We start from the raw sequence: 13,152 nt of genomic DNA, 5'->3' as shown, positions 1-13,152 counted from the left end.
TTTCTTCTTAAAATTGGAATAAACCGTGTGTATCATTATACCTTTTTTTCATTCCCCTTGCAACACCATATCCAAAAGTTGTGCCAGGGGCTCCATCGCGTTTTTGGCCTCTTCATAGGTGTTTGTCTGCGCGCCTACCTCTACAAGGGCGGACCGCGGCCTCAGGTGAAGATTGTATCGCAGGCCTTTTAAATAGATTTTCCGTGTCAGTCCGGGAAAATATGCCTGAGCGCCCAGCTGCATTTTCAGACTGAAGGCCAGGTTGTCAGACCGGTAAGGATTGGGAAGGTAGGCGATCTCTCCCTCCGGCGTCTGGCTGAGACCGTTAAAAAACATAATCTGAGCCGTAGGCTTTCCGTTTACCTCAGAAACCAGATGAAGCCCCTCATTCACTCCGTCACGGTGGATATCAAGAACCACCTGGATAGACGGGTTTTGCTGCAGAATGCGGTTTACTCCCTCCAGAGCATAATTGTAGGCCTTGCTGCGGTCCAAAATACCGTCCTTCAGGTCATAGACCGTGGTATCATGATAGACGCCATACCCCTTTTCTGTGAGAAGCTCCGCCAGATACGTTCCTATGTCTGCCACCGTCTGACCCTGGGGAGCGGAATCTTTAAATGATTCCTGGGAATGCGTGTGGTAGATCAGGATCTGGGGGACTGACGCATCTTTTTTCATGGTCAGGTCACGTTTTAAAAGATCGTCGGCATTTAAAAGACTGCGGTCCGCCGTAGTGGAGGTATGTACGCTGTAGAAATGCTTTATGAGAAAATCGTAATCCTGAAGCTGCTGGGGCTGATAGAGCGTTCCAGTAACAGGAAGCGGAAGTGTTCCGGCCATCATAAGCGCCGATGAAGCTACTGCGGAGGAAGTATCTGCCGGCCGGCTGGCGGATGGGTCATCCTTTTTTGCAGCCATATCCTGAGAACCTGTCTTTTCCTCTCCCGTGCTCTCTGCACCGGTCGTTTCATCTCCATACCAGGCAAGGTAGGTATGCTCCCGGTAAAACTGACGCGCATCCATATGGCGGCGGTACGAGGGGTCTGCATCCACACCGCCGGCCGCGGCGCTGCCAGTAAGTATTCTGTCTGATACTGCAGTTTTACTCCATCCCTCCTTTTCCCTGCTTCCTGCGGGATGTACCTGCTCCCTGAGCAGCTCCACCAGCTGTTCCCCGGCCTGACGGATCTGCTGCTCCCAGGGCACAGCGGTCAGAGCGGTTATGCTTGTCTTAAGAAACCATTTTATCCCAAAGGCAGCTCCCGCCATTACTGCAGCGGCGAGAAATATCCTCACAAGTGTTCTCCTTCCTCTCGCTCTCTTGCTCATATCACGATCCCCGCCTGTCCTTTTTGGTCTGCTCCGTGCCAAAGTGCTGTATCCTATGATATGACGGGGCGTCAGAGAAAATGCCGGCAGCGGACAGCACCGTCAGATGTTTTTGCCGTTTTCAAACACTGCCCGGTGAATCCCCTCAGAAATAGTAAAGCTCAGCTGCTGCACTGACTGGTCGATATCCGGCGGCGTCACATACATGGGGCCGAATTCCGGTTCCAGAAGTTCTCTGATCAGCTGATACTGTCCCTCCGGATCCATCTGACGGATCCATTCTCCCGTGCTTCTTGAAGATTCATTTTCCTGCAAAACCCCAAGAAGGGCGGAAATGGTATCGTGCACAATGGCCGCCGCTCCCACCACGGTAGGCACGCCAATGGCGATCACCGGTACTCCCAGGCTCTCACGCGTGAGACTGTGGCGGTGGTTGCCAACACCGGAGCCAGGATGAATACCGGTATCCGTCAGCTGGATCGTGGTAGCAAGCCTGCGCACACTCCTGGCCGCCAGGGCATCGATAGCGATCACCAGGTCAGGTTCTGTTTCCTGTATGATGCCATGAAGGATCTGAGCCGTTTCCATCCCCGTCTGAGCCATGACGCCGGGAGCGATCGCGCTGAGCGCCGGATAAGCCTGCTTTCCTTCTATCCCGTCTTTTACAAGATGAGACGTGACCCGCAGATTGCCCACGGCTCTCGGCCCCAGGGAATCAGGAGTTACAAAACGGTTCCCAAGTCCCACTACCAAAAGCGAAGGGGCTTTCTCTTGATCCCATCCCGCTGCTTTCATAAGTCCCTTCAGCTGCTCTGCCAGTTCATCCGCCACATGGCTGTGATAGTCCTCATCCGGTGTCTGCAGCTCATCCGCCTCCAGCGTCAGATAAGCTCCTACCGGCTTCCCCATGGCCCTGGCCCCCTGTTCATTTAAAATCCTTACCTCCGTCAGCTTCACCGACCCGCCCTCCGTTTTTTTCTCCTTTAAGACTACTCCCGGTAATTCTCCTCCGTTGCCTTCAAAGCTCTCCTTCTCCTCTAAAGCCAGATCGGTCCGTATATCAAACTCCCGGCGGAGCGGGCCTTCTGCCTTTTTGTGTCCTTTTGCGGTTTCCTCCATCAGATTTTCTTTCCTTTGATTTCTTTTTTCCATCCCTTTATCCTTTTCTTCCATGCCATGTCCTCCTCATATGATGCGTCTTTCAATGGCCTTACGCAAATTCTCATGCTTTGCCGTCCAAAACAGCTGTCTTATCCTATTCTCTTCCTGCCTGGAAAAAATATTCCCATAAACTTCAAAAAAACGCCAAATTCTGCTTGACATTCCTGTAGGGATTCGCTAGAATACAATAGTATGTTTACATTGAACTGTCCGTGTCCAGGCTTTGATGGAAAACACAACGATTAAGAAGAGAAAACCGAACGGAGGTGTATTTCATTGGCTAACATTAAATCTGCAAAGAAGAGAATCTTAGTAAACGAGACTAAGGCTGCAAGAAACAAGGCAATCAGATCCAAAGTTAAGACCGCGATCAAGAAGGTTGAGGCTGCTGTTGCTGCTGGGGATAAGGCTGCTGCCCAGACTGCATTACAGGTGGCAATCACAGAGATTGAGAAGGCCTGCACTAAGGGCGTTTATCACAAGAATAATGCTGCCCGCAAAGTGTCCCGCGTGACCAAGGCTGTCAACACACTGGCTTAATTTTATAAAAATAAAACATCCCTCCGGATTAACCCGCCGGAGGGATTTCTTTTTACTTTTTCTGTTCATCATAACAGGCTCTCTCACCGCCGATAAACTTCGGTCTTGTCCTGGCGCAGACCACATGGGCCTTCCCAATCCTATTCCTTGCCGTCCGCACTGGAACCGCCACATCCCTCAAATGCATCCCAATCAGCGTATCACCAATATCGATTCCCGCATGAGCTCTGATATGCTCCACAGCTGCCGGATGTTCCAGCGTCTGATAAGCCGCTGTTGCAAAGGAGCCTCCCGCCTTCAGCTGAGGCACTGCGTTCACCAGCTCCCAGCCGTATTTTGCAGCCGCCTCCTCTTCTAATATAATTGCACGGTTCAGATGCTCGCAGCACTGGGCCGCCAGATAAATGCCCGCAGGCTTCAATTCCTCATATAAAGCTTCATACACTGCACGGCCAATCTCCCCGTTTGAATGAGAACCTATCTTAAAGTTTCCGATTTCACTGGAGGAACAGCCTGCCACCAGGATCTGCCCCGGCTGCAGTTTTGCCGTTTCCAGAAGTTCCCGCAGAACCTCTTTTGCCTGTTTCCGGATCTCTTCTAACTGTAATTCTTCCATTTTCATCTTCCTCCTGCCGGCATGGCGCACCTTCACATTTCCTGTACGTAGCCTGTTTTAATATTTTTTAGCAATGAGCAATTCCACTGCCAGACGGTCTGTAAGCCGTCCTGTCTTTACCCCTTCCTCTGCATCCACGCAAAGATTTACATAGGAAAGAATCTGCTCCTTTGAAAATGCCTTTGCCTGAAGCATGATCTTTCCCGCCACAAAGGGCTGAAGCTTCAGCTTAGAAGCAATGGCACTCTTCTCCTCCCCCCGTCCCACCAGCTCCTTCACCTGAAGAAGCTGATTAAACTGTCTGGCAATAAGAAAAAGGATCCGCATGGGAGGTTCCTTTAACGTAAGCAGGTCCTCATAAAGATCCATGGCCTTTCGGGTCTGACGGTTGGCAATAGCCGCAATCATGTCAAAAATCTTATTTGTGACCTGAACCGTGCAGACCGCCTCAATATCCTCTTCTGTAATTACCTCACGCCCAAGGGTGTAGCTGATGAGTTTTTCCAGCTCAGAACTGATATTTTCCATATCGTCTCCTGTCCTGCTCAGAAAAAATTCCATGGTCCGTCCGGTAATCTTTTTCCCATTCTTTGCCAGAATCCCTGCGGCCCAGCGGCCCAACTGAGCTGAGTCCTGACGGCCCAGTTCCGCAGCATAGCCCTGTTTTTTCACTGCCTTAAACATTTTTCCCCGTTTGTCCACCTCTGTTTCCACAAATACCAGACAGGTGGTTTCCGGGATATGCTCCAGATAGGCGCTCATCTCCTCTGCCCCCGAACCTCCCTTAAACCAGCCGCTGTCCTCCATAAGCACCAGCCGGCGTTCTGCAAAAAAAGGCATGGTATCGGAAATGCTGATGATTTCATTTACATCCATTCCCTTTCCCTCATAGTGATTAAAATTCATGGTATCTCCGGCGGTAACCGCTTCTTTTAAACGGTTTTTGTAGCTCATTTTCAAAAATACTTCCTCGCCGTAGAGAAGATATACCCGTTTAAAGGAATGATCCCTGATATCCTGATTCAGTGTCTGCATAGGCTGCTTCTCCCTGTGTTCTTGATTATGTCCATTATACCATACCATCTTCCTCTTGACAATTTTTCGTTAAGGCGTATAATTTCTTTTTAGAACAGTTCTTTTTAGAAATTTTTAAAAATCTCTATTATCCAGGGAGGATCTCATGGCCTCAAACACTGATTTTCTTTTAAGTATCCGGACTTCCGTCAAGCTTCATGAAACTCTTTTAAAAAAAATCTGTGAAACCTGCCGCCTGACTCTCATTGAAGGAAAAGTAATCGCATTTCTCCACAATAATCCAGGAAAAGACACTGCCGCCGATATCGCAGAGTTTCGGATGCTCTCAAAGGGAAATGTTTCCCAGGCTGTGGAAAGCCTGATTCAAAAAGGACTTTTACAGCGGATCCCTGACCTTCATGACCGGCGGCGGATTCATCTGGTTCTTCTTGCGTCATCGGATCCCATCACCGCAAAGATCGACTGCATGATGGAAGAATACAGACAGTATCTGTTTCAGGGATTTTCCCAAAAAGAGCTCGACTGCTATCAGAAGCTTTCAGAACGGATCATGGAGAATACAAAAAATGCTATGAAAGACAGGAACACATATGAATGAGAACAAGGATTTTCTGGCAAAAGAACCCATTGGGCATCTTCTTTTGAAGCTGGCCCTTCCTACGGTTGCAGCCCAGATCATCAATATGCTTTACAACATCGTAGACCGTATCTACATAGGCCACATTCCAGGAGACGGTGCCCTGGCCCTTACGGGCGTAGGCGTCTGTATGCCGCTGATCATGATCGTATCTGCATTTGCGGCCCTGGTCGGAAACGGCGGCGCGCCAAGAGCCTCCATTTTCATGGGACAGGGAGACAAGGCTGCCGCGGAAAAAACGCTGGGCAACTGCTTTACCGTCCAGATCATCATTTCCGTAATTCTTACAACAGTGCTGCTGCTGTGGAACCGTGAGTTTCTTCTGGCTTTCGGAGCCAGTGAAAATACGGTAGGATACGGTGTGGATTATATGAACATCTATGCCCTGGGAACTATTTTTGTACAGCTGACTCTAGGCATGAACGCCTTTATCACTGCCCAGGGCTTTGCAAAAACAGGTATGCTTTCCGTTATGATCGGAGCCGCCGCCAATATCATTTTAGACCCCATTTTCATCTTTGTTCTGGGAATGGGCGTACGCGGCGCAGCCCTGGCTACCATCCTGTCACAGGCCATGTCCTGTATCTGGGTGCTGGCATTCCTATTTGGCAAAAAGTCCTTTATCAAGATCCATAGGGCCAATTTAAAGCTTACCAGATCCATCATCATTCCCAGCCTGGCCCTGGGACTGTCCACCTTTATCATGCAGTCCAGCGAGAGCGTGATCTCCGTGTGCTTTAACTCCTCTCTCTTAAAATACGGGGGAGACATTGCCGTAGGTGCTATGACCATTTTAACAAGCGTCATGCAGTTTGCCATGCTGCCCCTTCAGGGGCTTGGACAGGGAGCGCAGCCCATCATCAGCTACAATTACGGCGCCAGACTCACCGGCCGCGTGCGGTCCGCCTATAAGCTGCTTCTCACGCTGAGCGTTTCCTATGCGGCATTGCTGTGGCTGGGCGTCATGATCGTTCCCCAGGCATTTGCAGCTATGTTTACCTCAGATCCGGCTCTGATTGCCTTCACCAAGCACGCGCTCAGGATCTACATGGGCTGTATGTTCCTCTTCGGCATCCAAATGGCCTGCCAGATGACCTTTACCTCCATCGGAAATGCCAGGGCCGCGATCATCGTAGCAGTTATGCGCAAGTTCATTCTTCTGCTGCCCCTGATCTATCTCCTGCCCCGGCTCATGCCCTCTGATCCCACCACAGCCGTCTATATGGCCGAACCGGCAGCAGACTTCTTTGCAGTCACCTTTACAGCTGTCCTGTTTTTCTTCCAGTTCAGGAAAGCCATGAGTACACTGGAAGGATAAGACAGAGATGTCTTCTTAAATCCCTGTCCTGATCCATGGAAATTGGTATCAACCATTCATGGCAGGACAGGCGTTTTGGTTTATAAACGGCGTTTTGAGAGGGAAATTGTCGAAATTATTTCTTATATTTTTTCCTGATTGCCAACGAATAAACTACTATCAAAACAATTTTCCTCATATATAAGCATATTTTTCTTATCAAAGATTGTTATTCTTATCAAACCCCAAAATTTTTGCAGCGCTTACTGTATGGTTCCTGTCCCATGCAGTCGGTTCTGTAGTTAATTGAGGCCAGCGCTGTACCTTATGTTGTCAAGGTGTAAACCAGTGCAGTAAAAAGGCTATTACACAGGTTTAGGGAAACAGGTGGTTTTTCACTACAAAAACCGTATCCCCCGCAGAGATAGGTTTGTGCGGAAGATACGGTTTATTTAAACGTGTATAATGTTTACTGCAACCCCTGCTCCTTAGGGCAGTGTGCCTTATTCAAGTTCAAAGGTCACGGTAACCTGGGCCTCCACGCTGACTTCACCGGGCATGACAGCCATATCGGCGGATGCTGCAGCCGTCTCTTCCACCGCTGATTTGGCCCCGGCTGCCGGAGCATTGTAGGCGGAATACCGCAGCTCCGGGTTATAGCCATACTCCTGGATATTCACAGCCGAGGCAACCGTCCTTCCTTCAGCGGCTGCCATGGCCTCTGCCTTGGACCTGGCCATGGCAATCGCGCCCTTTAGGGCCTCCTGATAGCTGTCGTCGTATTTGCTGGAAAAATAGCTTACCGACTCTACCTGATTTACACCGGAAACCACAGACTGGCTTAAAATCTTTCCTGTCTGGTCGATGGGGATATCGGAAACAGTAATCTCTGTTGTCATCTCATACCCTGTAACGGCTCTGTCACCGGAATCCCAATCGTAAATAGGATTCAGACCATAGGCTGAGGTCTGAATGGATGCCTCCTCCACCCCCAGATCTTTTAACGTCTCTATGGTCTGACCCAGCTGTTTTCCATTTTCTTCCTGGCATCCCGCCGCTGTTTCTGACCGGGTATAAATGCCGTAGCGGATCTGCGCCATATCCGGAATTACCTTCGTCTCTTCCTTTCCCGTCACAGTAATCTCCTCAGCCAGACCTGCGTTCTGTACCTTAATAATATCCGGTTTTGCGGCAGAGCAGCCGCTCAAAGCGGCGGCCAGCATACATGACAGCGCGGCGGCGGCTACAGGGCGGATGGGGGTGTTTTTCTTATCCTGTCTCATATGTTTCCTCCTCTCTTTGGGGACATGGTACTGCCAGCCCCTGATCTGTTTTTATTTTACCAGATGAGGAGGAAATTGGTATTTCTTTTCTCTTAAATTGTCTTACAAATTTTAAGGCAAACATACGGATTCGCTGCCACGATTCTAAAGCTTACAGCTCACTCTATTTCTTTGACGTCCCCCTGGCTTTCTCCACAGGATATTTGCACCCGTTTCAGTCCATTTCGCCATTTACAATCATATCCTTATCCAGCATATCCTGGCAGTAAGTGATACCGCCAGCCAGTTCTTCTCTTTCATGCTTCAGTTCGTAATCCATATCCCCCTGTTCCCCCGCCCTGGGGATGAACCCTTCATTCAGTGCTGTTTCTCTGAAAGCCCATGAGACGGCATACCTGCTCCCAGGGATTTCTGAACCTTATTCATCACATACAGATACGACACTCCCGTAAATACACCGGCTCCCACCCAGGCGGCGGGATCGCAGGCGCAGGCAAGCCAATAGCTGTGGATGTTCATGGCGACGACGGCTACTGCCAGACGGGCCACCAGCTCCACTACGCCGCCCATCATGGGCAGGAAGCCGTAGCCGCAGCCCTGCATGGTATTTCGGAAGATAAAGATGGTGCAGAGCGGGACATAAAACAGGGTGCAGATGGTGATATAAGTCCTGGCCCAGGGCATCATGGCCGTTAAGTCTACCTCACCGGAGAAGAAAAGCCCGAGACTTGGCTCCAGAGCCGAGTAGACGATTACAGCTGACACAAGGGAGTAGATCACTTCGATGACAAGAGCCGCACGAACTCCCTGACGGATCCGGGCCGCATCTCCCTTTCCGTAATTCTGCCCACTGTACACTGCCATAGTCTGTCCCATAGCCACCATGCCCTGGGTCAGAAGGCTGTGTATCTTGCCGGCCGCCGTATAGGCTGCCACGGCCTCTGAGCCGAAGAGATTGATGGCTGACTGCATAACCATAGTGCCGGAGGAGGTAATGGCAAACTGCAGCGCCATGGGGATACCTGTAGCCAGCTGGAAACGGGTATCCCCCCGGTGAATGCGCCAGTGTCTCTTTTCCGGCACCAGAGAAGGCACCTTTTTATAAATATACACGGCGCAGAGTACAGCGGAAATCGCCTGGGACAGATTGGTCGCCCAGGCGGCTCCCGCAACGCCCATTTGAAAGTTGATGATAAACACAAGATCCAGCACTACATTCAGACAGGCAGACAGCACCAGAAAAAAAAGGGGCATCTTACTGTTTCCCACTGCCCGCAGGTAGGCGGAAAACAGGTTGTAAAATACATTTGCCACCATGCCAAGGCTGATGAGGCTGATGTAGCAGTAGGCGTCGGCAAAAATATTTTCCGGCGTATTCATCAGATGGAGCAGCGGTTTCATAAACAGAATGCTTGCTGCTGTAAAGAATACCGCACCGATCACAGAAAGCAGGATTCCGTTGGATACGCTCTGCTTTACCCCCTCTGTCTTTTTCGCCCCGTAGCGCTGGGAGGTCAGCACCGCAAAGCCTGCAGTTATGCCCTGGGCAAAGCCGTTCAGCAAAAACATGACCGTTCCCGTAGATCCCACCGCCGCCAGAGCGTCTGCGCCTACATACCGCCCTACAATAATGGTATCCGCCATATTGTAAAGCTGCTGAAAAATATTTCCAATCGCAAGGGGCAGCGTAAACATGATCAGCACCTTAAAAGGGCTTCCTTTTGTCATATCCTGTTCCATTGTCTCTTTCCTTTCTGGCTGTTTCATTCACAACCGGCGTTTTTCAGGTACAGAGCGTCAGTCCATCTCTCATGGCCTGCTGCCTGCAAAGCTAAAACCGCCCAAAAAGAACATTCGCACATATACCAGTTAGGACATTGTAGCACAGGAATGAACCCTTGTCACATATAAATTTTGCCGACTTTTTCTCAGCCCACACCAAAATCGGTAATCTCGTACAACACCTCTGTATCCGGGTCGTCAAGAAGCCACTGGTACTCTTCCATGAACCATTTTACCAGTTCCTCATCCCTCTTGACAGCCGTGGAATTATTGTTGAAAACGTTGATTGTCCCATGTTTAAAATGGGCTTTCAGCTGGCGGATGTCATTTCGGATCATCTCCTTTGTCTGCCCCTTGATTCCCACCATCAGGCAGATGGAATCAAAATAGGCCGCCGCCTCCTGGGCACTTTGAAACTCTGCGTGCTTATTGAGTACCTTTTCGCGGAATTCGTAGTCAAAGGTCTCCACTCCCATTTTATAGGTAATGGGGATCTTAAAATACTCCCGCAGCTCATTCAGCCGTTTCCGGTAGATCCAGTGGCTCTCAAAAATCAGCCGGCCGATGGAATGCCGCTGTGCGATTTCCTTAATATCCTCCAGCGTTTTCTCAGGAAGCTCAAAACAGCTGCCGGAATTGATCACCTCCAGAACGCCGAAGGCACCTGTAACCCTTGATAAAACCTGACGGTTCTCCTGAACCATTTCTTCCCTGTCTCTTCCATTGTCCCCAATGTAGTCGCAGAACGTGCATTTTCCCCAGGCACAGGGAAAAGCCCTTAAAAGAACAATCTCCCGCTGGTTTTTTTCTGTAATCCTGCTGTAGCGCTCCATCCTATCTGCCTCCTGCAAGCTTTTGGCGGAGTTCTCCTCCCATAGCGGTCAAAAGAGCACCAACTGCGATTAAAGCCAGGCACCGATCCGCATAATCCGTCAGGATCTGCACCACAAAAATACTTCCTGTAAGCCCCAGAGGCGTATGCATCAGAAGCTGCACCAAAACAGAGGATCCGGAGGATGTAACGCCGCCGAAAAGAACGGCGTTGATCAGGGAACTGACCATGGTTCCCGGCACCGTTACCGCCAGCGCAGCCGGAAAAACAGAGACCCTGTTCAGAGAGATCCGGCGGAACACAAGTCCTGCCGTAAAACCGGTAATCATGGCAACGGGAGCAAAATACAGAGAGTAGATATCCACTGTCACCCCCATGATGAGACCGCTTAAAAGCCCCGGCAGAAGGCCAAACCACGGGCCTAAGACAACGCCCGTAAACACCGTGCCCACACTGTCCAGATACACCGGCAGGCGAAGAGCCAGGGCAATCTGTCCTCCTGCAATATTGATGCCTGCGGCAAAAGCCACCAGGCAGATCTGATACGCTGTTATCCTTTTTTTCTCTCTCATACCAATACCTCCAGTAATTTTAGTTCTTCTTCCTCATAGCGGCCTCCATCAGGCTTTCTCAGGATCCTTGACAGGAAGAAATACATAAATGCTTTGCAGTCCGTCTCTGTGAGCACATGGCTGTTCGCCGGTTTCTTCCAGATATTCATGGCGTCCGCCACCGACTGTCCGGCGCAGATCCCTTCCGTTTCCACTGCCGTATAGCAGTCAAAACCACTGCAGAGACTGCGTTTCACAAAATAAGCCGCTGCCAGAGGATCATTGATGACACAGCCGATAATTCCCTCCTGTTTCCAGTGGAAATCCATGTAAAAACCGGTGAGACGGCGGATCCATTCTCCCGTATCCGGATCCAGGCGGCAGATATATTCCAGCAGATTCGGCGTCAGCACAATCTTCCTTGTCACATCCAGCCCCACCATGTGGATCTTCTTTCCCGCTGCTCCAAAGGCCTCAAAGCACACAGCAGCGGCCTCTGGATCGCACCAGTAGTTGTACTCTGCCACCGGCGAACAGTTTCCATGGCTTTTAAAGCTCCCTCCCATGGAAATGATCTCCCTGATATTTTTAAGAAGATCCGGCCGTTTCCGGGCCAGTCTTGCCAGATTGGTCATTGGCCCCAGCGCCAGGACCGATATCTCCTCCTGTTCCAGAAGCGTTTCCAGATATTCCACAGCCCCCATTTCCTGATAAGGGATATCCGCCTCCTCGAAGAAGCTCTCTCCCATACCATCGGATCCGTGAGTATCCATAGCATCCACATAGGCCCGTTTCAATGGAACCGGCTCCCCCACATATACCGGAATATCAAGACGACCCATGCGTTTTAAAACCTTTCCTGTATTGGCAGCCCCCATATGGGCCGGCACATTTCCCGATACCGTGGTAATGGCGGCGACAGAAAGTTCCGGGGAGTTTAAAGCCAAAAGAAGCGCCAGAGAATCATCGATTCCCGGATCACAGTCAATCACAATTCTGCACATAAAAAAACTTTCAACCTCTGACCCTTTCTCTGTTTCGAGATCTCCCCCCAAGGCTGCAGCGCATCTCCTGGAAGCATAACAGAAAAAAGGTACCTAAGCTGAAAGATACCCATTCCAAAACCTAGTTTTTTATACTGGGAGGATCTCGAACCAGTGTATGTAATTTTCTTTGCCATCCGCAGCTGTTTGTTTGCGGATGGCATATAGCACCTGCGCCAGTATAACAAAACCGGTCGAAAAATGCAACTGCAAATTTCAGACCGGTCTCCGGTCTTTAAAACACGCCTAAACCGCCCTGGATCAGCTTAAGCCCCACATTTCCAAATTCTTCCAGAATTATAAGAATCCCTACCCAGAAAAGAACGGTATTCCCTATGCCGTCGGCATGGCAAAGCCTTAAGCAAACGCCTTTTTTCCATGGGTAAAAGATCTCTACCGGCTTTTTATTCAGCAGATCCAGCGCCATATGTGAGAGAAATCCTGCGGCCACAAAGGGCGTCAGCGGCGCGTATAAAAGCTGAAATGACGCCATTAAAAGTCCCAAAGCTAAAAATGAATGGGTAAAACTTCTATGAGAAGAGAGCTTTCCAATCACAGTTACCGCCAGAAAGATCCCAAGCCCGGCCATCTGCGCGCCTCCCACATGGGAACTGATATGGTTCCAGATTCCGGTATTCCATTTCCAATCTAAAAACATCACCCCTGCTCCCAGGACAAGAGCCGCATTTCTCACAATCCCCGCATCCCGGCAGTAGGTGCTGGACTGCACATCCAGATCGCAGATCAGGCCTCCCAGCGCACCGCCAAGAATAGCCTCCAGACAGCCTCCCAGGGTATCCGGCCGGGCTATGAACGCCGCAGCCGCAATTCCCGCTATCATATGTGTTTTTCCCATCATGTCTCGTGTCTCCTGTCTGTAGCTTTTGTCATTTGTATGTATTTTAATGTCTGCACCCGCTGCAGCCGGAACAGTTTCCCGAACAGCCGCCGGAGCCGTTTTTCCTGTCTTTCCAGAGTTTTCGGACAGCAGCTCCCAGGGCAGCCGCCACCAGAATAGCAATTACCAGATTCCATAGATTCAT

At 50.2% G+C, this 13,152-nt stretch carries 14 protein-coding genes and 1 riboswitch; of the genes, 3 read left to right on the top strand and 11 right to left on the bottom strand.

What is annotated here, in order from left to right; all coding sequences use genetic code 11:
- Positions 1–48: 48 nt before the first annotated feature.
- Both spoIIP and gpr read right to left on the bottom strand, forming a co-directional pair.
- Positions 49–1,332 carry a stage II sporulation protein P gene (gene spoIIP / locus HW447_RS06295; protein WP_408609675.1) on the bottom strand — a complete coding sequence of 428 codons (1,284 nt, stop codon included), beginning with the start codon at positions 1,330–1,332 and terminating at the stop codon, positions 49–51.
- A 102-nt stretch (positions 1,333–1,434) separates the two neighbouring features.
- Positions 1,435–2,451 carry a GPR endopeptidase gene (gene gpr / locus HW447_RS06290; protein ID WP_176254576.1) on the bottom strand — a complete coding sequence of 339 codons (1,017 nt, stop codon included), beginning with the start codon at positions 2,449–2,451 and terminating at the stop codon, positions 1,435–1,437.
- A gap of 318 nt (positions 2,452–2,769) precedes the next feature.
- Here gpr and rpsT point away from each other — a divergent pair, with 318 nt between their 5' ends.
- Positions 2,770–3,033, top strand: coding sequence for a 30S ribosomal protein S20 (gene rpsT, locus HW447_RS06285; protein WP_176254463.1), 264 nt, complete (start codon positions 2,770–2,772; stop codon positions 3,031–3,033).
- A 52-nt stretch (positions 3,034–3,085) separates the two neighbouring features.
- Here the strand turns inward: rpsT and HW447_RS06280 are convergent, their stop codons facing one another.
- Both HW447_RS06280 and holA read right to left on the bottom strand, forming a co-directional pair.
- Entirely contained in the window at positions 3,086–3,655 is a 570-nt protein-coding gene (locus HW447_RS06280; RefSeq protein ID WP_176254462.1) for a TIGR01440 family protein, read from the bottom strand.
- Positions 3,656–3,706: 51 nt separating this feature from the next.
- Positions 3,707–4,684 (bottom strand): DNA polymerase III subunit delta, encoded by a 978-nt coding sequence (gene holA, locus HW447_RS06275; protein ID WP_176254461.1) that lies wholly within the window; start codon positions 4,682–4,684, stop codon positions 3,707–3,709.
- Positions 4,685–4,829: 145 nt separating this feature from the next.
- Here holA and HW447_RS06270 point away from each other — a divergent pair, with 145 nt between their 5' ends.
- Together HW447_RS06270 and HW447_RS06265 are read left to right on the top strand one after the other, a co-directional pair.
- Entirely contained in the window at positions 4,830–5,282 is a 453-nt protein-coding gene (locus HW447_RS06270; RefSeq protein WP_176254460.1) for a MarR family winged helix-turn-helix transcriptional regulator, read from the top strand.
- Positions 5,275–6,639 (top strand): MATE family efflux transporter, encoded by a 1,365-nt coding sequence (locus HW447_RS06265; RefSeq protein WP_176254459.1) that lies wholly within the window; start codon positions 5,275–5,277, stop codon positions 6,637–6,639. Before HW447_RS06270 ends, HW447_RS06265 begins: the two co-directional genes overlap by 8 nt.
- Positions 6,640–7,121: 482 nt before the next feature.
- On the opposite strand, the gene HW447_RS06260 is transcribed toward HW447_RS06265, so the two are convergent.
- The 7 genes from HW447_RS06260 to HW447_RS06230 all read right to left on the bottom strand — a co-directional run bounded on the left by HW447_RS06260 (position 7,122) and on the right by HW447_RS06230 (position 13,152).
- Positions 7,122–7,901: an SIMPL domain-containing protein gene (locus tag HW447_RS06260; protein ID WP_176254458.1), complete on the bottom strand. Its 780-nt coding sequence runs from the start codon at positions 7,899–7,901 to the stop codon at positions 7,122–7,124.
- A gap of 357 nt (positions 7,902–8,258) precedes the next feature.
- Positions 8,259–9,641: an MATE family efflux transporter gene (locus HW447_RS06255; RefSeq protein WP_176254457.1), complete on the bottom strand. Its 1,383-nt coding sequence runs from the start codon at positions 9,639–9,641 to the stop codon at positions 8,259–8,261.
- A 188-nt stretch (positions 9,642–9,829) separates the two neighbouring features.
- Entirely contained in the window at positions 9,830–10,516 is a 687-nt protein-coding gene (locus tag HW447_RS06250) for a radical SAM protein (RefSeq protein WP_176254456.1), read from the bottom strand.
- 1 nt (position 10,517) lies between these two features.
- Complete coding sequence (locus tag HW447_RS06245) at positions 10,518–11,087, bottom strand: ECF transporter S component (protein WP_176254455.1); 570 nt, start codon at positions 11,085–11,087, stop codon at positions 10,518–10,520.
- Positions 11,084–12,070: a nucleoside hydrolase gene (locus HW447_RS06240; protein ID WP_176254454.1), complete on the bottom strand. Its 987-nt coding sequence runs from the start codon at positions 12,068–12,070 to the stop codon at positions 11,084–11,086. The genes HW447_RS06245 and HW447_RS06240 overlap by 4 nt, the downstream gene beginning before the upstream one ends.
- Before the next feature lie 120 nt (positions 12,071–12,190).
- A riboswitch (PreQ1 riboswitch) is annotated at positions 12,191–12,230 on the bottom strand.
- A gap of 114 nt (positions 12,231–12,344) precedes the next feature.
- Positions 12,345–12,968: a metal-dependent hydrolase gene (locus HW447_RS06235; RefSeq protein WP_176254453.1), complete on the bottom strand. Its 624-nt coding sequence runs from the start codon at positions 12,966–12,968 to the stop codon at positions 12,345–12,347.
- A 43-nt stretch (positions 12,969–13,011) separates the two neighbouring features.
- Positions 13,012–13,152, bottom strand: coding sequence for a FeoB-associated Cys-rich membrane protein (locus tag HW447_RS06230; protein WP_176254452.1), 141 nt, complete (start codon positions 13,150–13,152; stop codon positions 13,012–13,014).

Source organism: Enterocloster alcoholdehydrogenati, from assembly GCF_013282095.1.
GTDB classification, from domain to species: Bacteria; Bacillota; Clostridia; order Lachnospirales; family Lachnospiraceae; genus Enterocloster; species Enterocloster alcoholdehydrogenati.
This window is presented reverse-complemented; position numbering and strand designations above follow the sequence as displayed.

What these genes read in the sequence shown, in the direction of transcription:
- spoIIP (WP_408609675.1), bottom strand. Translation starts at nt 1,332, where the DNA reads ATGAGCAAGAGAGCGAGAGGAAGGAGAACACTTGTGAGGATATTTCTC.
- gpr (WP_176254576.1), bottom strand. Translation starts at nt 2,451, where the DNA reads ATGGAGGAAACCGCAAAAGGACACAAAAAGGCAGAAGGCCCGCTCCGC.
- HW447_RS06280 (WP_176254462.1), bottom strand. Translation starts at nt 3,655, where the DNA reads ATGAAAATGGAAGAATTACAGTTAGAAGAGATCCGGAAACAGGCAAAA.
- holA (WP_176254461.1), bottom strand. Translation starts at nt 4,684, where the DNA reads ATGCAGACACTGAATCAGGATATCAGGGATCATTCCTTTAAACGGGTA.
- HW447_RS06270 (WP_176254460.1), top strand. Translation starts at nt 4,830, where the DNA reads ATGGCCTCAAACACTGATTTTCTTTTAAGTATCCGGACTTCCGTCAAG.
- HW447_RS06265 (WP_176254459.1), top strand. Translation starts at nt 5,275, where the DNA reads ATGAATGAGAACAAGGATTTTCTGGCAAAAGAACCCATTGGGCATCTT.
- HW447_RS06260 (WP_176254458.1), bottom strand. Translation starts at nt 7,901, where the DNA reads ATGAGACAGGATAAGAAAAACACCCCCATCCGCCCTGTAGCCGCCGCC.
- HW447_RS06255 (WP_176254457.1), bottom strand. Translation starts at nt 9,641, where the DNA reads ATGGAACAGGATATGACAAAAGGAAGCCCTTTTAAGGTGCTGATCATG.
- HW447_RS06250 (WP_176254456.1), bottom strand. Translation starts at nt 10,516, where the DNA reads ATGGAGCGCTACAGCAGGATTACAGAAAAAAACCAGCGGGAGATTGTT.
- HW447_RS06245 (WP_176254455.1), bottom strand. Translation starts at nt 11,087, where the DNA reads ATGAGAGAGAAAAAAAGGATAACAGCGTATCAGATCTGCCTGGTGGCT.
- HW447_RS06240 (WP_176254454.1), bottom strand. Translation starts at nt 12,070, where the DNA reads ATGTGCAGAATTGTGATTGACTGTGATCCGGGAATCGATGATTCTCTG.
- HW447_RS06235 (WP_176254453.1), bottom strand. Translation starts at nt 12,968, where the DNA reads ATGATGGGAAAAACACATATGATAGCGGGAATTGCGGCTGCGGCGTTC.
- HW447_RS06230 (WP_176254452.1), bottom strand. Translation starts at nt 13,152, where the DNA reads ATGAATCTATGGAATCTGGTAATTGCTATTCTGGTGGCGGCTGCCCTG.